The sequence below is a fragment of the Aeromonas sp. QDB39 genome (assembly GCF_027707585.1).
In the GTDB taxonomy this organism is placed as follows: domain Bacteria; phylum Pseudomonadota; class Gammaproteobacteria; order Enterobacterales; family Aeromonadaceae; genus Aeromonas; species Aeromonas hydrophila.
Window position 1 is genome coordinate 87678 of the sequence record NZ_JAPCIV010000015.1, and the last position, 18438, is coordinate 106115.

Here is an 18438-nt window from a genome sequence, read left to right on the forward strand (position 1 = left end):
AAAACGGCCAGAATGATAGCCAAAGCGGGCCGGGAACGCCCGTTATTTATGTTACAAATCATTAATATGGAAAACTTTACCCGCCCCGGTCCCTGCTTTAGGCTAGGGCGACCTCACCTGAACGGAAACGTGCGCCATGTTGCAACGCCTGCTCTGCCTGCTGCTCTCTCTTACTCTCCTCACTCCCCTTGCCCAGGCCGATGACGCCATCACCCAGGTGGAAGAGCTGCTGCAGAGCGTGCCCAAGACCGACACCCCGGAAAACCAGAAGTTGCGGGAAAGTTACCAGCAGGCGCTGCAGTTTGCCCGGGAGGCCCAGCGTTATCGCGAGCAGGGCAAGGCCTATCAGCAGATCCTCATCGACTATCCCAAGGAGTCGGCCCGCCTCAAGGAGAGCCTGCACAACTACCAGCCCCAGCCTCGCCCGGCCCTCTCCTCCCTGAAGGAGGAGGCGCTGCGCCAGGCCATCGGCCTGAGCAGCAACCGCCAGCTCAACCTGCGCAAGGAGCGCCAGGGGGTGATGGACAGCCTCAACCAGCTGGAGAGCACCGGCCAGGAGTATCACCTGCGGGTCGACGAGCTGCGCAAGCAGTTGCAGCAGACCCGCGCCCTGCTCGACCGGCTCAGCTTCAGCAGTGAATCGGATCGCCTGCAGGATGCCCAGCAGCTGGTCACCCGCCTCAAGGAGCAGAGCCTGTCGGACCGGATCCAGATGCTGGAGCTGGAGCAGCTCTCCGCCCAGCAGCGCAACGATCTCGGCAAGCTCAGGCTGCAGGAGCTCAACCTCGCCATCACCGACGAGGATGAGTGGCAGACCAGCCTGCTCAACCAGCAGAACCAGCTGCGCCGCGACAAGACCGAGCAGGCGCTGGCGGAGAGCGAGCGGCTGCGCAAGCAGCTCACCTCCGACATGCCGTTGCTGCTGGAGCAGCAACAGCAGAACCAGGCGCTCTCCATCCAGCTCGGCGCGCTGGAGGATCAGATAGAGCGGGTACAGGATGAGCAGCGGGTGATCGACAAGAACCTGTCGAGCCTGAACGACCTGGTCAACTCGGTGCGGGAGCAATTGGAGTGGCTGCAGATCAGCAACGCCTACGGCGAGAACCTGCGCAGCAAACTCTCGGATCTGCCCGCCTACTTCCCTCTCGACAAGCTGGAGTCGGCCATCGTCAACGCCCGCATGGCCAAGTACCAGTACGAGACCGAGCAGGACGCACTCAAGGACCCGCGCCAGATGCGCGATCAGCTGCTGGCCACCGACGAGGTAGCCCTCGATCGCGCCCAGCAGGCGGTGCTCGACAATCTGCTCAAGGCCCGTCGCCAGCTGCTGACCCGGCTCAACGACGCCTCCGACAGCCTCATTCAGGAGCAGACCCGGCTCAAGCTGCTCTACAGCCGCCAGAACAGCAAGATCGACGAGATCCGCGAGCTCAGCGCCAGCCACCTGTTCTGGATGCCGGACGTGCGCCCACTCACCCCGGCCGTGCTGCTCGGGGTGCCGGCGGCCCTCGGCCTCGCCCTCAACCCGGTCAACTGGCTGCAACTGCCCCAGGCCATCGCCGAGAACAACCCCATCACCCTCACCTTCGCCGGCATCGGCATCCTGGTGCTGGCCTGGTGCTGGTTCAAACTGGCTCGCCACCTGACCCACTACAGCCAGCACATAGCGCCCCGCATCGGCAAGGTGACCCAGGACAAGTTCAGCCTCACCAGCCGGCTGCTGATGCGCTCTCTGCTGGCCTCCCTGCCACTGCCGGCCATGGTGCTGATGGTGCGCGGCCTGCTCGACGGCGCCTGGCAATATCCGTTCGCGGTGGCGGTGGCCCGTGGCCTCGGCGAGATCTGGTTCCTGCTGCTGGCACTCTTGATGGCCCGTCACCTGACGCTGGAGAAGGGGATCCTGATCCTCCATTTCCGCTGGCAGAAGGAGCGGGTGCAGAAGGTGTGGAGCCAGTTCCGCACCCTCTTGCTGGTGATCATCCCGAGCTTCTTTGTGCAGGGCATGGCCAACAGCTATCAGGAACACGCCTTTTACGACTCCCTCGGCCGGCTGGCCTTCATCGTCGGCGCCCTCTGGCTGCTGCTGTTCTTCGCCCGCCTCAACCGGGAGCGGCTGCCGCTCACCTGGGGCCAGGCCGACATGACCAAGCCGCACCTGCTGCACCACTTCATCTGGAACAGCCTGATGCTGGCCCCCTTGCTGGCGGTGATCGGCTCCCTGCTCGGCTACTTCTATACCTCCCGCATCCTGCTGCGCCAGCTGGAGCTGAGCCTGCTGATGGGGCTGGGCTGCCTGCTCGTCTACTATCTGGCGCACCGCTGGATGCTGATCCAGCGCCGTCGCCTCGCCTTCGAGCGGGCCAAGAGCAAACGGGCCGAGATCCTGGCCCAGCGCGGCCGGGAAGAGGGGCATGACGAGCTCAGCTCCGAGATCCCGGACGTGGTGGAAGATACCGAGCTGGATCTGGATACCATCAGCGCCCAGTCGCTCGGGCTGGTGCGCACCCTGCTGATGCTGGGCTTCACCATGCTGGTGGTAGTGCAGTGGTCCGAACTCAACTCGGCGTTCAGCTTCCTGCGCAGCATCGAGGTGTGGCAGGTGAGCAGCAAGATTGGCGGCATCGAACAGCTCTCCGCCATCACCTTGCAGGATCTGATGCTGACGGTGTTTACCTTCATCCTGACCGTGGTCACCGCCCGCAACCTGCCGGGCCTGATGGAGCTGACCCTGCTCCAGCACCTGAGCCTCTCCCCCGGCACCGGCTTTGCCATCACCACGGTGACCAAGTACATAGTGCTGGTGGTAGGGGCGCTGACCGGCTTCTCCATCCTCGGCATCGACTGGTCCAAGGCGCAGTGGATGGTGGCGGCCCTCTCCCTGGGCCTGGGTTTCGGACTGCAGGAAATCTTCGCCAACTTCGTGTCGGGCCTCATCATCCTGTTCGAGAAACCGATCCGGCTCGGCGACACCGTCACCATTCGCGAGCTGACCGGCACCGTCACCAAGATCAAGACCCGCGCCACCACCATAGTGGATTGGGACAGGAAGGAGATCATCGTCCCCAACAAGGCCTTCATTACCGAGCAGTTCATCAACTGGTCGCTGTCAGACGCCATCACCAGGGTGCGGCTGCGCATCCGCATCGGCCTGACCCAGGAGCCCAGAAAGATACAGACCATTCTGGAAGAGTCGATCCGGGCCTCGACCCTGGTGCTGGAGACCCCCTCCCCCGAGGTGTTCCTGATCGAATTTACCGACTCGGCGCTGATCTACGAGATCCGGCTCTATGTGAACAGCATGGATCACCGCATGCCCATCACCCACGAGGTCCACTCGCTGGTACTGGAGAAATTGCAGCAACAGGGGCTGGGGCTGCCGCACCAGCAGATCGACATTCGTCTGAGCCGGGCCTGAGCAGGCACCACAGGAGTACATCATGCAGATCATTGCCCATCGCGGCGCCAGCGGACTGGCGCCGGAAAATACCCTCAAGGCCATCCGGCTGGCACTGGCGCTGGGCGCCGGGGCCATCGAGATCGACGTACAGCTGGCCGACGGCGAGTTGTGGGTGTTCCACGACCGGCGGCTGGAGCGCTGCACCGACGGCAGCGGCGCGTTGACGGCCCAGTCGCACGCCTATCTGGCGAGCCTGAATGCCGGTGAGGGAGAAGGGATCCCGACCCTGTGGCAGGTGATGGAGGCGGTTGCCGGCCAGGCCGAGCTGCATATCGAGCTGAAAGGAGCACAAACAGCCGACGAGGTGGCCCGACTGACCCGGCGTGCCGAGGCCGAGCTTGGTTTCGCGCCCACGCAGTGGGTCGTCTCCTCCTTCCATCACCCGGAGCTCGCCCGCTTTGCCGCCCTGCGCCCCGACATCCGGCTGGGGGCACTGACTTCCACCATTCCCCTCACCCTCGCCAAGTTTGCAGCCGAGCTGGGGGCCTGGTCGCTCAACTGCGATGTGGATTTTGTCGATCAGGTTCTGGTGCAGGATGCCCACAAGCGCGGGCTCAAGGTGCTGGTCTATACGGTCGATGAACCCGCCGATCAGGCGATGCTGGCCGCCATCGGCGTCGATGGCATCTTTACCAACCGGCCGGACCGCTTCCTGCCACCGACCAAAAACGGACTCATTGTGCCAGGGGGAGATCGATAACCGCTGATTTAAGCTATAAATTTAAAGGCGCACCGGGATACAAAAAGTTCTACTTTGGCCGATACAGTGTTGGCCCATAACAATAAAACCACACATCGCAGACTGACGCTCACAAGGATGTAAACATGAACTTATCCATCAAGAACAAGCTTGTCCTCGCCATCGGGGTCATTATCCTGGTCATCACCGGCCTGCAGGTCTGGTACAACACCACCCAACTGAGAAGCGAAACCCAGCGCCTGATCTGGAGCTTCATCGACGACAGCTCGGCTGCCAATGTGAAAGGCATCTCCCGCTGGCTGGACGCCCGCATCAGCATGGTCACCTCCACCAAGGAGGCCTTCGCCAAGGAGGACGAACCCATCAGCCATCTGGCCCAATCCATGAATGCCGGCAACTTTGACCTAGTCTACGTCGGCACCAAGGATGGCAAGATGATCCAGAGCAAGCCGACCGACCTGCCGGCCGGCTATGACCCTCGTCAGCGCCCCTGGTACAAGGACGCCATGGCCGCCGGCAAGCTGGTCATCACGGCCCCCTACGCCGACATCACCACCGGCCAGCTGATCATCACCATCGCCGAGCCCTTCACCCGGGGCAATACCCAGGGGGTCATCGCCGGTGACGTCTCCATCGACGCCCTGGTGCGCGATGTGCTGGCCATCAACTCGGAAGGGACCTACGCCATCCTGGTGGACAGCAATGGCACCATCATTGCCCACCCGGACAAGGATCTGACCCTCAAACAGGCGACCGCCATCTCCCCCGAGCTGACCGCCGCCAAGGTCAACGAGCTGGCCCATGACAACACCATCTCCGAGATGGATATCAGCGGCAAACCCAGCGTGTTCGACCTGACCGAGATCCCCAACACCAACTGGTATTTCGGCATAGTGGTGGATGAAGCAGTCGCCTATCAGTCCGTTTCCCGCATGGTGACCTCCGCCCTGCTGCAAGGTCTGCTCACCATCCTTATCGTCGCCGGCTTCTCCTATGTCGCCATCAACGGCTCGCTGGCCCCGCTGAAAACCCTGGGCGAAGCGATTGCCGATCTCTCCCGCGGCAACGGTGACCTGACCCGCCGCGTCAAGATCGAGCGTGAAGACGAAGTGGGTATCGTCGCCAAGCACGTCAACACCTTCATCGACCGGATCCACGTGATGGTGCAGGACATCTCCAACTCCTCCGGCCAACTGAACCAGCAAGCCAAGTCGTCCCACAACATGGCGGAAAAATCGAGCCAGGGTCTGGCTCGCCAGCAAAACGAGATCTCCCAGATCGCCACCGCGGTGCACGAGATGTCCGCCACGGCTGTAGAAGTAGCCAGCAACGCCGAGCAGACCGCCGATGCGGCCCGCAGCTCTTCCAGCAGCTGCGAGCACGGCAAACAGGTGATCGCCCGCAACCAGCGCTCCATTACGGATCTGGCCACTCAGGTCAAGCAGGCTTCCGGCATCATTCAGGAATTGGAAAAGAACGCCCAGGAGATCAACACCATCCTCTCCACCATTCAGGGCATCGCCGAGCAGACCAACCTGCTGGCGCTGAACGCCGCCATCGAAGCGGCCCGGGCCGGTGAACAGGGTCGCGGCTTTGCGGTGGTGGCCGACGAGGTGCGGGTGCTGTCCCAGCGTACCCACAGCTCCACCGTCGAGATCCGCAGCATGATCGAAACCCTGCAGCGCAACACCCAGGGTGCCGTCAGCACCATGCACGAGGGTCAGTTGCTGGCCCAGAACAGCGTGGAAGATGCCAACGATGCCACCCAGGCACTGGAGCAGATCACCGCCTCCATCAACCAGATCTCCGACATGGCCACCCAGATCTCCAGCGCCGCCGAGGAGCAACGGGCGGTGACCGACGAGGTCAGCCGCAACATCCAGGCGGTCAAGGATGTCTCGGACGAGCTGGCGGTCGATGCCGACAGTTCGCGCCATCTGTCTGAACAACTTAAAAATATTTCAGGTGAACTGAGCAATCAGGTTGGCATGTTCCGGATCTGATCAACCGAAATCAAAGGGGCCACTCAGGCCCCTTTTTTTATGAAAAAATGCTTTTGTTTCAATAGTTATTACCACATCAACCATCAGGACTATGGGGATGAAAATCCCCATACGAAGCGCTATCTCGTCATAAAGCAACGCATCAAGGTCGACATTCGGATTAGTTTTTTGAACTCAAGCACAGTATTGTTCTATCCGTGAATAATTCTTATTAAATATTTTTGATAAAAAACTTAAAAACTTTATGGGTAATACCTAAAAAGAGAGGTGTTTCTCATTTTTTTGAAAGAAAACTACGTATAATCCTGAGCTTAAAATAACCATAGCAATGACAGCGGCTGATACCGATAACTGAAGGATGGCGATAATTACGGCGTTTTCATCCAAGGAATGGGGTGATTTTGATAAAAGTCACCATTGCCAAGCACTAAAACAAACCAGTTTGACTTGCATCAAGCCTGAATTTTTTTCATAGAGCAAAATCGTGCCCAGCAAATCTATCCCTAAGGAGGCAGATGTGGATATTATCAAGACCGATGTCGCCATCATCGGTGCTGGTGGCGGTGGCCTGCGTGCCGCAATCGCCATAGCAGAAGCCCACCCGGAGCTGGAGATCGCCCTGATCTCCAAGGTCTACCCGATGCGCAGCCACACAGTGGCCGCAGAAGGCGGTGCCGCCGGTGTCGTCCGTGATGATGACTCCCTCGAAAACCACTTCAACGACACCGTATCCGGTGGCGACTGGTTGTGTGAGCAGGACGTGGTCGACTACTTCGTCAACAATGCCACCAACGAGATGATCCAGCTGGAGCACTGGGGTTGCCCCTGGAGCCGCAAGCCGGACGGCAAGGCCAACGTGCGTCGTTTCGGCGGGATGAAGATCCCCCGCACCTGGTTCGCGGCAGACAAATCCGGTTTCCACATTCTGCACACCCTGTTCCAGACCTCCATCAAGTACCCGACCATCAAGCGCTTTGACGAGCACTTCTGCATGGATCTCATCGTGGAAGATGGCCGCGTCCAGGGCGTATTGACCTTCGACATCCAGAACGGCATCACCCGCTTCATCCAGGCCAAATCCGTCATTCTGGCCACCGGTGGCGCCGGCCGTGTCTATCGCTACAACACCAACGGCGGCATCGTCACCGGTGACGGCATGGCGCTGGCCTACCGCCACGGCGTGCCGCTGCGCGACATGGAATTCGTGCAGTACCACCCGACCGGCCTGCCGGGTACCGGCATCCTGATGACCGAAGGCTGTCGTGGTGAAGGCGGCATCCTGCTCAACAAGGATGGCTACCGCTACCTGCAAGACTACGGTCTGGGCCCGGAAACCCCGGTCGGCCAGCCGAAGAACAAGCACATGGAGCTGGGCCCGCGCGACCGTCTCTCCCAGGCCTTCTGGCAGGAGCAGCAGAAAGGCCGCGTGATCCAGGGCCCGATGGGCGATGTGGTTCACCTCGACCTGCGCCACCTCGGCGAGAAGTACCTCAAAGAGCGTCTGCCCTTCATCTGCGAACTGGCCAAGGCCTACGTGGGTGTGGATCCAGTGAAGGAGCCGATCCCGGTACGTCCGACTGCCCACTACACCATGGGCGGCATCGAGACCAACGGTCAGTGCGCCACCCGCATGCCGGGTCTGTACGCCCTGGGCGAGTGTGCCTCCGTCGGTCTGCACGGCGCCAACCGTCTGGGTTCCAACTCCCTGTCCGAGATCGTGGTATTCGGCAAGGTAGCCGGCGAGCACGCCGGTGAGTTTGCCAAGACCCAGCAACACGGCAACACCCAGGCGCTGGCCGCCAAGGCCGAGGCGCTGATCAAGCAGCACCTCTCCCTGCTCGATATCGACGGCACCGAAAACCCGGCCGATATCCGCAACGAGTTGGGCATGTCCATGGAAGCCGGGGTCGGTATCTACCGTACCGAAGAGCTGATGCAGGGCACCATCGACAAGATCAACGAGCTGAAAGCCCGTTACAAGAAGATCAAGATCAACGACAAGTCCTCGGTCTTCAACACCGACCTGCTGTACGCCATCGAACTGGGCTACATGCTGGACGTGGCCGAAGCCATGGCGCACTCCGCCCTCAACCGGAAAGAGTCCCGCGGTTCCCACCAGCGTCTGGACGGTTACGAAGAGCGTGATGACGTGAACTTCCTCAAGCACACTCTCTCCTTCTACAACGGCGAAGGGGCCCCGACCATCGATTACTCCGATGTGAAGATCACTAAATCCCAACCGGCGAAACGCGTATACGGTTCCGAGGGTGAGAAACAAGACGAGGCTAAGAAGAATGGCTGAGATGATCGAAATTGAAATCCTGCGCTACCGTCCCGAGCAGGATAACGAGCCCTGGATGCAGACCTTCCAGGTGCCCTACCTCAAAGAGATGTCCCTGCTGGATGCGCTGCAATACATCAAGGATCATCTGGACTCTACCCTGAGCTTCCGCTGGTCCTGCCGGATGGCGATCTGCGGCTCCTGCGGCATGATGGTCAACGGTATTCCCAAGCTGGGCTGCAAGACCTTCCTGCGCGACTACCTGCCGGGCAAGATGACCATAGAGCCGCTCAACAACTTTCCGATCGAGCGCGATCTGGTGGTCGACATGTCCGACTTCATCGAGAAGCTGGAGAGCATCAAGCCGTACATCATCCCGGCCGAGCCGCGCAGCCTGTGCGACGGCGAGTATACCCAGACCCCGGCTGACATGGCGAAGTATCACCAGTTCTCCATGTGCATCAACTGCGGTCTGTGCTATGCGGCCTGCCCGCAATATGGCATCAACAAGAAGTTCACCGGTCCGGCAGCACTGGCGCTGGCCTATCGCTACAACGCCGACAACCGCGACAGCGCGTCCAGAGAGCGGATGAAGATCATCAGCCAGGACGAGGGCGTCTGGGGTTGTACCTTCGTGGGCTACTGCTCCGAAGTGTGCCCGAAAGGCGTGGATCCGGCGGCGGCCATCCAGCTTGGCAAGGTCGAGAGCGCCAAGGACTACATGATCGCCATGTTCAAGCCAGATTGAGATCAGGAATGAGACCATGAACAACACCAATAGCAAACGTAAGCCTTACGTCCGCGAAATGAAGAAAGACTGGTGGCTGAAGAATGCCTTCTACACCGGTTACATGATCCGCGAAGGCACCAGCATCTTCGTCTCCATCTACGCCGTCGTGCTGATGTGGGGTCTGTTGCGGCTGGTACAGGGTCAAGAGGCGTTCAACGGCTGGCTGGAATCTCTGCAAAGCCCGATCGCCATCCTGTTCCATGTCATCGCCCTGGCAGCCTGCCTGTTCCACGCCAAGACCTGGTTCGCACTGGCCCCGAAAGCCATGCGCATCTTCCGTGGCGAAGACCTGGTACCGGAGAAGCCGATCGTCATCGCCCAGTATGTGGCGCTGGCGGTGGTATCCCTGCTTGTCCTGATCATCGTGGCCTGAGGAGAAAACCATGAGACGTTCTGACGAACCCAGTTATTGGTGCCTGTTTGGTGCCGGGCTGTCACTCAGAAACGTCGGCCACGATCTCTCAATCATGATTTGAGGAAAAAATATGAGACGTTCTGACGAGCCTATATATTGGGGACTGTTTGGTGCCGGTGGCATGGTGGTTGCCATGCTGCTGCCGGTCATTGTCCTCATCACCGGTCTGCTGGTGCCCATGGGCATCATGGACGTGGAGACCATGAGCTACGAACGCGCACTCGAGTTCGCCAGCTCCTGGTGGGGTGCCTGCATCCTGCTGGTGATCATCGCCCTGCCCATCTGGCACGGCATGCACCGCATCTACCACGGCCTGCATGATCTGGGGATCCACACCACCAAGCTGCACCACTATGTGTTCTATGGCTTCGCCTTCCTGGTGTCCGCCATCACTCTGGGTCTGCTGATGGTACTGGTATTCCAGTAAGCGCATCCTGACGCAATGACAAACCGGGCCAAGTGCCCGGTTTTTTTATGGCCCCTCGGCGGCTCAGACCGCAGCCCGATAGCGGGCATACTCCCTGGATGTACCAAGGCACTCAGCAACGTTCAATGCCAACTGTCAGCTCCATCACCAGAGCGTCGGCGCCAGCTCACGGCCGTTTTCCGCGTAGTAGAGCGACGGCAGAAACTGCGCCAGATAGCTGAACTCGCTGTAGCAGTGGCGCATCAGGTTGAAGCCTACCTCGTCCGGCACCTCGTCAAACGGATTGGCGCAGGCCTTGCCCAGCAGGAAGCGGCTGCGCAGCACACAGCCATAGGAAGTATCGCGCGCCAGGTGCAGCATCTCGCCATCCAGCGGCGCCCCCTGCTCATCCAGCGCCACCTCGTCGCCAAAGCCGATACGGGCGCAGATGGCGGCAGAAAGAGCCTGCGTCTCCCGCGCCTCCTGCAGCGCCTGCGACGCGAACACCTCTTCGGCGCCATGAAACTTGAGGCGGGCCGCCACCGGTGGCAGCTCGGCAAGCCACTCCACCGCCGCTATGCTGGCCCCCACGTAGCGCTCCCCTTTTTTCCAGTGATGATCCCAGCCCCGGTGCTCGACGTGGTCGTGCGGGTGCCACCACCTGATGTGCTGGGTCGTTTCGAAGAAGGTGAACCACCAATCTAGCATGCGCCCCTTGCAGCCGTGCAGATCGGTGCGGATGGCGACCGTCAGCAGGCCGTCGGTGCTGCGAGTCAGGCCCATTTCCAGGCGCAGCGGCTGCGGCCTGAGCAACTCGTTGATGTCATTGACGCCCCAGGGGGCAAACAACGGGGAAGTATCCATGATGAGACTCCAATAAATTAGGAAACGAATTTCGTTTCTTAATTTAAGCTATGCCTGTATGCTGGGTCTGTCAATGCTTTCCAGGAGCCCATCATGTCACAGCAAACCGATGAAGAGACACGCTCACGAGGCCGCCCGCTCACCCCGGAAGCTGACCTGCGCGCCGCCCTGGCCGAGGCGACGCTGACCTTGTTGCTCAAAGGGGGCTACGGCGCCGCGACCGTGGATGCGGTGGCCAAACAGGCGGGGGTCGCCAAGAAGACCCTCTACCGCTTTGCCGCCAACCGCGACGAGCTGGTGGCGCAGGCGGTGCGCAGCTGGACCGATGCCTTTCAACCGGCATTCGAGCAGGATGCAACCCACCCTGCGGCACTGGGGGAGATGCTGGAACAGGGCTTGCAGGCCATTGCCAGCCAGGTGTTGAGCGCGCAGGCGGTCGGCATGTTCCGGCTGCTGCAGCATGAATTCGCGGGGCGCGATGCCCTGCTGGCGGCCTATCAGGAGAACGGCATTGCCCGCGGCAGGGCGACCCTGGCAGCGTGGTTGCAGCGCCAGCAACAACTGGGCTGGCTGCGCGAGCTGGACACCGCCCAAACCAGCGATCTGCTGCTGGCGATGACCATGGCGGAGCCGCTGCGCCAGATGGCGCTCGGCTTGCTGGCGCCGGGCAGCGACATCCGCGCGCGCATCGCCGCCGCCGTAGCCCTGGTCCTACCCGGTCTGGTGCGAGAGTAAAGCCCCCTTGGCAAGGAGGCTGCGCCACGGCAACAGGCGAGATGACATCCGAGCGCGGAACCCGCCAAAGAGCCACCGCCAGCCAGCCCCATCACCGCCATAAAAAAACCGGACGCCAGGCCCGGTTGTTGATGGTGGTCACTCTGTCGGTGGCAAAAAGCGGCGCATCACCTCGTCGCTGTAACCGCTGTCCTGAAACTCGATGAACACCTGGTTGAGGCGGGTCACCAGCTCATAGGCCCGTGGCGATCCCTTGCTCACCAGCAGATAGAAGCCCTTGCGGCTGGGCAGGGCGAGGTTGAGCAGCCCGCTCTCGCTCTGGTAGATGCCAAGGCCGATGCCGCTCATCAGCGGCTCAATCTCGCTGGGCAGGAAGTCGCAACGATCACGCCCCAGCATGTCCAGCGCCTGCTGCAGCTGCTTGACCCGGCGCGGCTCCAGCGCCAGTCCGTAAGGGGCATAGTTGTAGCCGATCACCCCACACACCCGGGAGCGATTGACCGTCTGCAGATCGGGCGCCTCGGGGAAGCGCCGCTTGAGGTAGAAAAATCCGAGGTGGGTGTAGTAGAGCGGCACGCTGTAGAAGGCATATTCCGCCCGCTCCGGCTTGTAGCTGGCATCCCAGGTCAGCTCACACAAGCGGTTCTGGCGATAATCGGCCAGCTCCTGCTGCACCCGCGCCCAGGGCAGATAACGGATCTTGTAGGGCAACCCGAGCTTTTTCAGGGCTTCGAGCACCTGGGTCGTGGCGGAGCCGGTGAGACGGCGGGTGTCGGGCACGCCATCCTTGCGCTCCCAGTAGGTGAAGGGGGCCCACTCGTTGCCCTCCCCCAGACAGATCTGCACCTCGGGCTGGGCCGCCTCCACCAGCCCGGCCAAGCCCCATCCCAGCAGCAACAACATGAATCGTGTCATCGTCTCCCTCCTTCGCTTCCCTTGCAGCTTAGTTCAGGTGGGCATGACGCTCCCCGTCAGGGTGCCCCCTCCTGCCACAGAGCCAGCAGGGGCGCGGGGATGGCGCCGTAGCGCAAGGTCGGGGTCTGATGCCAGTCGGCCAGGCGCTGCAGCGCTTTGGCCAGATCCTGCGCCAGGGTCCGGGTCACCCTGACCCCTGCCTCCAGATAGAGGCTCTTGATCTCGAAGATCCCCTGCTGGCGATGGGCCTTGGCATCCATTCTGCCCACCAGCTTGCCGCGATGCAGCAGCGGCAGCACGAAGTAGCCGTACTGGCGCTTGGGTGCCGGGGTGTAGCACTCGATGCGATAGTCGAACTGGAACAACTCGCTGGCCCGCTTGCGATCCCAGACCAGCGGGTCAAACGGCGACAGCGCCGTGGTGTGGCTGGCCTTGAGAGTGCCGGACTGGGCCTGGGCCAGCTCGTCTGCCAGCGAAGCGTGCACGAAGGCGCCGTGCTGCCACCCCTCCACCCGCACCGGCAGCAGCTCTCCCTCGTCCGCCAGCTGATGAAGCAGGGCATCGTATTTGCCGCGCCGCAACCGATAGTAGTCGGCCACCCAGCCGGTCTTGACCAGCCCCAGCGCCCGGCAACTGGCTCGCACCATGTCTCTCTGCGCCTGTTCCGGGCTCGGCAGATCCCGCTCGTCGCGCCACTCGGGCATCACCCGCTCGGCCAGATCGTAAACCCGCTGGAAATTGCGCCGCTCGCGCACCATCAGCTGGCCCGCGGTAAACAGCACCTCCAGATGGCGCTTCTCCGGCTTCCAGTCCCACCAGCCGTTGCCCTTTCCCCCCTTGCGTTCAAAATCCGCCGCCCGCACCGGGCCGTACTGGCGAATGCGCTCGATGATTTCGCCAATCTCCTGTTGGTGGGTGGCAAGCCAGTTGGCCGAAAACTTCCAGCCCATGGCGGCGGGATCCAGCATGCGATGGCGCAGCAGGCGGTAATCCTCGCGTGGAACGAAGCAGGCCTCGTGCGCCCAGTATTCGAAGATCTCGCCATCGGCCAGCAACTGCTCCAGCCAGCGCGGATCGTACTGCCCCAGCCGGCTGAACAGCACCAGATAGGGGCTGCGGGCCACCACCGAGATGGTGTCTATCTGCAGCAGCGCCATGCGACGGATGGTGGCCAGCAGGTCGGCCGCGCGCGCCTTGCCACGGCGCGGCGTCAGCAGGCCCTGGGCCGCCAGTTGCAGATGGCGGGCATCCTGCAGTGAAAGATGGGGAATCGACATGACAAACCACTCCTTGGTGTCGGGGAACGGGCGGCTTGCGGCGCCAGGGACTCAATGCAGGGAAACAGGCAAGCGGCCCCCGCCAATCAGGCCATCAGCATGCCCAAGCCGCCGCCAAATGAAAATGCCTCGTTCAGGGTTTGGTGATGACCGCCACATCCGCGTGGGGAAACTCGACCTGCGCCTGCCAACGGGCCGCCAGGGCACGAAAGGAGGCCTCGGCGAAGAAGACGATGTGGGTCGGATCGTGGCGATAGCGCCACTGCCGGAAGCGCTCGTCCCCCAGTACCCGCTGGGTCTGCAGCACCAGCAGGCCACCGGGCTTGAGGCAGCCCCACAGCCCGTCCAGCACGGCGCGCGGGGTGGCGATGTGCTCGATCACCTCGGTGCTGGTGATGAAGTCATACTGCTGCGCCAGCAGCTCGGGCTCATCGGCATAGAACTTGTCGTAGCCCGCCATCTGGTAGCCCGCCTCGCGCCCCATGGCGATGAGCGCCGGGCCCGGGCCGCAGCCAAAATCGAGGCCGCTGGCCGGCGGGGGCAGGCGGCGCTGCACCTCGCCGAAGGCCCGCAGCAGAAACTGGCGATAGCGGGGATCATCCACCTGGTTGTCGTGGCCGTCATAGACCGCCTTCTCACGCGCGGGATCCAGGTGCTCGGCAGCATCCAGCCAGACCAGCTCGCAGGCCCGGCAGCGATGGTACAGCTTGCCGGCCACCGGCAGCTCATAGGCATCGGCGGCGCAGCAGAGCGGGCAGGATAAGGGGGGCATGGCATCTCCTCTCGAAAGCGGGGCGGTCAAAAGTGGCCGCAGCTTGCCTGCCCGTCTGGCGGCTGACAAGGTTTTTGTCCGGCTGCTCCGTGTTCGGGTCGCAGCTTTACCTCTCTTTTCAACCAGTTGCCTCTGTGTGAAACAGATTTTTTACCTCTTAAGGGTTTCTTAAGTTTGCCCCTTTAGTCTGATGACAATCGACAAGAAGGAGCCATCCATGACCACCGACATTCAAGCCCCCTATCGGCTGACGCTGGCCGATACCCCGCAACAGGTCATGGCACTGCAAGGCTACATCCAGGCCGCCTACAGCCAGGAGTTCAACGCCCGCATTCCCCATTTTCTGCCCTGCCTGCTCGGCCTCTACCGGGCCGACGGCCTGCTGGTCGGCGCCTGCGGTCTCAAGCTGGCCGGCAGCGAGCGCCTCTATCTGGAGCAGTATCTGGAGCAGCCCATCGAGGCCGCCATCGAAACCCAGCTCGGCGCCCCCGCCCGGCGGGATCGCATCGTCGAGGTGGGCAACCTCGCCTGCAGCGAGCCCGGCAACGCCCGCCTGATGTTTGCGGCGCTCTGCCGCCTGCTGTGCGACAACGACCTCGATTATGTTGTATTCACCGGCACCGCCAAGCTGCGCAACAGCTTTCACCGCCTCCACCTCACCCCGGTCGAGCTGGCCCCCGCCCAGGCCGACAAGGTGGGTGACGACGCCAGCGCCTGGGGCGCCTATTACCACTGCCAGCCCAAGGTGATGGTCGGCGATCTCGGCCTCGGACGGCAGGCACTGGTTCAGGGCAGCCTGCTGCTCTCCCTGCTGGCGCCCATGCCGTCCCTGTTCAACTGCCCGCATCGGAGCGCCTTATGATGCTGTTTGACCAAATCGCCTACTTTGCCCGCCAGACGCCCCACAGCCCGGCCCTCGCCAGCAGCCAGCACAGCCTCAGTTACGAGGCACTGTGGCAGCAGTTGCCAGCGCTGGCCGACCGTCTGCAGATGGCCGGGATCAGCCGGCTGGCGCTGCAGCTGGACAACGGCCTGCCCTGGGCGCTCATCGATCTTGCCTGCACCATGGCCGGCATCGTGGTGATCCCGATCCCCCACTTCTTCAGCCTGGAGCAGCAGGAGTGGCTGCTGGAGAGCAGCGGCGCTGACGCCCTGATCGGCCCCCACCATCCCGGCTGGCAGGCCAGCGATCCGCTGCAACTGGCGGTCGGCGAGCTGCCGCTGTGGCGCCGCACTCCTGCCCGGTTGCCGCCTCTGCCGGCCGGCACCGCCAAGATCACCTATACCTCCGGCACCACGGGTCAGCCCAAAGGCGTCTGCCTGTCGCTGGCCCAGATGATGGCGGTCTGCGCCTCGCTGGCAGAGCGGGTCGCCCCGGCCAACGTCGAGAAGCACCTGACCCTGCTGCCGCTCACCACTCTGCTGGAAAACCTGACCGGCCTCTACGTGCCGCTGCTCACCGGCGCCTGCAGCCGCATCCCTTCGCTGGCTGAGCTCGGCTTTGCCGGCTCCAGCAAGCTGGACCCGGCCACCCTGGCCCAGGCCCTGCTGCGCTGGCCAACCCACAGTCTGGTGCTGGTGCCCGAGCTGCTACGCCTGCTGCTGGCCCTGTGCAGCGCCAACCCGGCGCTGGCCGAGCAGCTGGCTGGCCTGCGCTTCGTCGCGGTGGGCGGCGGCAAGGTCTCGCCCGAGCTCATCAGCCGGGCCCGCAAGCTGGGGCTGCCGGTCTACGAGGGATACGGCCTGTCGGAGTGCGGCTCCGTCGTGGCCCTCAACGGCCCCGACGGCCACAGCTTGGGCAGCGTCGGCCAGCCACTGCCCCACTGCCAGGTATCGATCGCTGCCGACGGCGAGATCCTGGTGGAGGGAGCCGCCATGCTCGGCTATCTGGGCAGCGACGAACCGACGCCAGCACGGGTCGCCACCGGCGATCTTGGCCACCTGGATGATGAGGGCTATCTGCACATCACCGGGCGCAAGAAGAACGTCCAGATCACCGCCTTTGGCCGCAACTTCTCCCCCGAGTGGGTCGAGGCGGAAGCCCAGCTCTGCCCGGCCATCGCCCGCATCGTGATCTTCGGCGACGGCCAGCCGGCCAACGTCGCCCTGATCCAGCCACTGCCCGGCGCCGACGCCCAGCTGGCCCAGCAGATCGAGCAGCTTAATCACCGCCTGCCCGACTATGCCCGCATCCATCACTGGCTGCCGGTGGCGCTGGATCAACATCCGGAGTTGCTGACCGCCAACGGTCGCCCCCGTCGCGAACGGATTTATCACCACTTTTCCCGGCAGATCAGCCAATGCCTTACAGGAGAGACCTCATGAGCTTCTATCAGACTCTGCAACAAGCCACTGCCAGTGAGCGCGAGCATCTGTTCAACGCCCCCATCATAGAGGCGTGCCGCAAGGGGGAGATCTCCCGCGACATCTACTTGCGCTTCCTCTCCCAGGCCTTCTATCACGTGCGCCACACGGTACCGCTGCTCATGGCCACCGGCGGCAAGCTGGGTCAGGAGTATGAGTGGGTGCGCGGCGCCATCGCCGAGTACATCGACGAGGAGTACGGCCATCAGGAGTGGATCCTGAGCGATATCCGCGCCTGTGGCGGCGATGCCGAGGCGGTGCGCCACGGCCAGCCTGAGCTGCCCATCGAGCTGATGGTGGCCTTCCTCTACGACCAGGTACAACGCGGCAACCCCATGGGTTTCTTCGGCATGGTCCAGGTGCTGGAAGGCACCAGCGTCGCCATCGCCCTGACCGTGGCCGATCAGCTCAAGGCGGGTCTCGGCCTACCCCCCCAGGCCATGAGCTATCTGAGCTCCCACGGCGCGCTGGATCAGGAGCACCTCAAGTTCTTCGAGTCCTTGATGAACCGGGTAGAAGCCCCGGCCGATCAGGCGGCCATCATTCACTCGGCCAAGGTGGTCTACCGCCTCTACGCCGACATGCTCTATCAACTGACGGAAAACCAGACATCATGAAGCTTGAAGGAAAACTCGTGCTGCTCACGGGCGCCAGCGGCGGGATCGGCGAAGCGCTGGCCCAGGAGCTGGCGGCCCAGGGGGCACACCTGTTGCTGCACGGACGCAGGGCCAGTGCGCTGGAGCGGCTTCGCAAGGAGCTGCCGCACCCGGAGCGCCACCAGATGGTGATCGCCGATCTCGGCTCGCCCCAGGAGCGGGCCAAACTGCTGCAGCACCCGGCGCTGGACAAGGGGCTGGACGTGCTGATCAACAACGCCGGCTGCAACCAGTTTGCCTGGCTGGAGGATCAGAGCAGCGAGCAGGTCGAGCGCCAGCTGCTGCTCAACGTCGAGGCACCGATCCAGCTCACCCGCATGTTGCTGCCCCGCCTGCGCAAACCGGCGGTGATCATGAACGTCGGCTCCAGCTTCGGCGCCATCGGCTACGCCGGCTACAGCGTCTACTGCGCCAGCAAGTTCGCCCTGCGCGGCTTCAGCGAGGCGCTCGGCCGCGAGCTGGAGGGCACCGGCATCCAGGTGCTGCACTTTGCTCCCCGCGCCACCCGTACCCGTCTCAACTCGGAGGCGGCCTACGAGATGAATGCCGAGCTCGGCACCCACACCGACAGCCCGCAGGACGTGGCCGAGGAGGCCGTCATCGCCCTGTGCAACGAAACCCGCCGCAGCTGGCTAGGCTGGCCGGAAAAGCTGTTCGTGCGGCTCAACGGCCTGCTGCCCGGCCTGGTCGACCGGGCGCTGGCCAAACAAAAACCCATCATAGAGCGCTATGCCCGCCACGCGGCGCCCGCTGCCGGCAATTCGGGGCACACCACTTCCGTCATGACAGAGAAGGAACGTTAA

16 protein-coding genes are annotated in these 18438 nt (G+C 62.7%); 12 read left to right on the forward strand and 4 right to left on the reverse strand.

The features are described 5' to 3' along the window. The first annotated feature begins 136 nt into the window (after window positions 1–136). The 7 genes from mscM to frdD all read left to right on the forward strand — a co-directional run bounded on the left by mscM (window position 137) and on the right by frdD (window position 10073). Window positions 137–3415 (forward strand): miniconductance mechanosensitive channel MscM, encoded by a 3279-nt coding sequence (gene mscM, locus PG899_RS10865; RefSeq protein ID WP_017409215.1) that lies wholly within the window; start codon window positions 137–139, stop codon window positions 3413–3415. 22 nt (window positions 3416–3437) lie between these two features. Continuing rightward, window positions 3438–4157: a glycerophosphodiester phosphodiesterase gene (locus PG899_RS10870; RefSeq protein ID WP_190283921.1), complete on the forward strand. Its 720-nt coding sequence runs from the start codon at window positions 3438–3440 to the stop codon at window positions 4155–4157. 125 nt (window positions 4158–4282) lie between these two features. Further along, window positions 4283–6160 (forward strand): methyl-accepting chemotaxis protein, encoded by a 1878-nt coding sequence (locus PG899_RS10875; protein ID WP_270697363.1) that lies wholly within the window; start codon window positions 4283–4285, stop codon window positions 6158–6160. Window positions 6161–6677: 517 nt separating this feature from the next. Further along, a complete protein-coding gene (frdA, locus tag PG899_RS10880; RefSeq protein ID WP_011706984.1) occupies window positions 6678–8462 on the forward strand; it encodes a fumarate reductase (quinol) flavoprotein subunit in 1785 nt (594 codons plus the stop codon). Beyond that, entirely contained in the window at window positions 8455–9189 is a 735-nt protein-coding gene (locus PG899_RS10885; protein ID WP_011706985.1) for a succinate dehydrogenase/fumarate reductase iron-sulfur subunit, read from the forward strand. The genes frdA and PG899_RS10885 overlap by 8 nt, the downstream gene beginning before the upstream one ends. A 16-nt stretch (window positions 9190–9205) precedes the next feature. After that, entirely contained in the window at window positions 9206–9604 is a 399-nt protein-coding gene (locus PG899_RS10890; protein WP_005298336.1) for a fumarate reductase subunit C, read from the forward strand. A gap of 112 nt (window positions 9605–9716) precedes the next feature. Beyond that, window positions 9717–10073, forward strand: coding sequence for a fumarate reductase subunit FrdD (gene frdD, locus PG899_RS10895; RefSeq protein WP_011706986.1), 357 nt, complete (start codon window positions 9717–9719; stop codon window positions 10071–10073). Window positions 10074–10217: 144 nt separating this feature from the next. Here frdD and PG899_RS10900 read toward each other — a convergent pair whose 3' ends face one another. Beyond that, window positions 10218–10916 carry a DAPG hydrolase family protein gene (locus PG899_RS10900; protein ID WP_190283919.1) on the reverse strand — a complete coding sequence of 233 codons (699 nt, stop codon included), beginning with the start codon at window positions 10914–10916 and terminating at the stop codon, window positions 10218–10220. Between the two features lie 93 nt (window positions 10917–11009). On the opposite strand from PG899_RS10900, the gene PG899_RS10905 reads away from it, so the two are divergent. After that, complete coding sequence (locus tag PG899_RS10905) at window positions 11010–11651, forward strand: TetR/AcrR family transcriptional regulator (protein ID WP_190283918.1); 642 nt, start codon at window positions 11010–11012, stop codon at window positions 11649–11651. 138 nt (window positions 11652–11789) lie between these two features. Here the strand turns inward: PG899_RS10905 and PG899_RS10910 are convergent, their stop codons facing one another. The 3 genes from PG899_RS10910 to PG899_RS10920 form a co-directional block, all read right to left on the reverse strand. Then, window positions 11790–12566 (reverse strand): substrate-binding periplasmic protein, encoded by a 777-nt coding sequence (locus PG899_RS10910; protein WP_190283917.1) that lies wholly within the window; start codon window positions 12564–12566, stop codon window positions 11790–11792. A gap of 56 nt (window positions 12567–12622) precedes the next feature. Then, the gene (locus PG899_RS10915) at window positions 12623–13843 is read right to left on the reverse strand and encodes a winged helix-turn-helix domain-containing protein (RefSeq protein WP_190283916.1); all 1221 of its coding nucleotides are present in this window, start codon (window positions 13841–13843) and stop codon (window positions 12623–12625) included. Between the two features lie 133 nt (window positions 13844–13976). After that, entirely contained in the window at window positions 13977–14615 is a 639-nt protein-coding gene (locus PG899_RS10920; protein WP_190283915.1) for a class I SAM-dependent methyltransferase, read from the reverse strand. A 217-nt stretch (window positions 14616–14832) separates the two neighbouring features. Between PG899_RS10920 and PG899_RS10925 the strand changes: the two genes are divergently transcribed. Genes PG899_RS10925 through PG899_RS10940 form a run of 4 tightly spaced genes read left to right on the forward strand, consistent with a single transcriptional unit; the run spans window position 14833 to window position 18438 of the window. After that, complete coding sequence (locus PG899_RS10925; protein ID WP_190283914.1) at window positions 14833–15477, forward strand: thermostable hemolysin; 645 nt, start codon at window positions 14833–14835, stop codon at window positions 15475–15477. Next, complete coding sequence (locus tag PG899_RS10930; protein ID WP_190283913.1) at window positions 15474–16940, forward strand: AMP-dependent synthetase/ligase; 1467 nt, start codon at window positions 15474–15476, stop codon at window positions 16938–16940. Before PG899_RS10925 ends, PG899_RS10930 begins: the two co-directional genes overlap by 4 nt. Further along, window positions 16937–17596 (forward strand): TenA family transcriptional regulator, encoded by a 660-nt coding sequence (locus tag PG899_RS10935; RefSeq protein WP_130631861.1) that lies wholly within the window; start codon window positions 16937–16939, stop codon window positions 17594–17596. The genes PG899_RS10930 and PG899_RS10935 overlap by 4 nt, the downstream gene beginning before the upstream one ends. Continuing rightward, on the forward strand, window positions 17593–18438 hold the full coding sequence (locus PG899_RS10940) for an SDR family oxidoreductase (protein WP_190283912.1): 846 nt from the start codon (window positions 17593–17595) through the stop codon (window positions 18436–18438). Before PG899_RS10935 ends, PG899_RS10940 begins: the two co-directional genes overlap by 4 nt.

What these genes read in the sequence shown, in the direction of transcription:
- mscM (WP_017409215.1), top strand. Translation starts at nt 137, where the DNA reads ATGTTGCAACGCCTGCTCTGCCTGCTGCTCTCTCTTACTCTCCTCACT.
- PG899_RS10870 (WP_190283921.1), top strand. Translation starts at nt 3,438, where the DNA reads ATGCAGATCATTGCCCATCGCGGCGCCAGCGGACTGGCGCCGGAAAAT.
- PG899_RS10875 (WP_270697363.1), top strand. Translation starts at nt 4,283, where the DNA reads ATGAACTTATCCATCAAGAACAAGCTTGTCCTCGCCATCGGGGTCATT.
- PG899_RS10885 (WP_011706985.1), top strand. Translation starts at nt 8,455, where the DNA reads ATGGCTGAGATGATCGAAATTGAAATCCTGCGCTACCGTCCCGAGCAG.
- PG899_RS10890 (WP_005298336.1), top strand. Translation starts at nt 9,206, where the DNA reads ATGAACAACACCAATAGCAAACGTAAGCCTTACGTCCGCGAAATGAAG.
- frdD (WP_011706986.1), top strand. Translation starts at nt 9,717, where the DNA reads ATGAGACGTTCTGACGAGCCTATATATTGGGGACTGTTTGGTGCCGGT.
- PG899_RS10900 (WP_190283919.1), bottom strand. Translation starts at nt 10,916, where the DNA reads ATGGATACTTCCCCGTTGTTTGCCCCCTGGGGCGTCAATGACATCAAC.
- PG899_RS10905 (WP_190283918.1), top strand. Translation starts at nt 11,010, where the DNA reads ATGTCACAGCAAACCGATGAAGAGACACGCTCACGAGGCCGCCCGCTC.
- PG899_RS10910 (WP_190283917.1), bottom strand. Translation starts at nt 12,566, where the DNA reads ATGACACGATTCATGTTGTTGCTGCTGGGATGGGGCTTGGCCGGGCTG.
- PG899_RS10915 (WP_190283916.1), bottom strand. Translation starts at nt 13,843, where the DNA reads ATGTCGATTCCCCATCTTTCACTGCAGGATGCCCGCCATCTGCAACTG.
- PG899_RS10920 (WP_190283915.1), bottom strand. Translation starts at nt 14,615, where the DNA reads ATGCCCCCCTTATCCTGCCCGCTCTGCTGCGCCGCCGATGCCTATGAG.
- PG899_RS10925 (WP_190283914.1), top strand. Translation starts at nt 14,833, where the DNA reads ATGACCACCGACATTCAAGCCCCCTATCGGCTGACGCTGGCCGATACC.
- PG899_RS10930 (WP_190283913.1), top strand. Translation starts at nt 15,474, where the DNA reads ATGATGCTGTTTGACCAAATCGCCTACTTTGCCCGCCAGACGCCCCAC.
- PG899_RS10935 (WP_130631861.1), top strand. Translation starts at nt 16,937, where the DNA reads ATGAGCTTCTATCAGACTCTGCAACAAGCCACTGCCAGTGAGCGCGAG.
- PG899_RS10940 (WP_190283912.1), top strand. Translation starts at nt 17,593, where the DNA reads ATGAAGCTTGAAGGAAAACTCGTGCTGCTCACGGGCGCCAGCGGCGGG.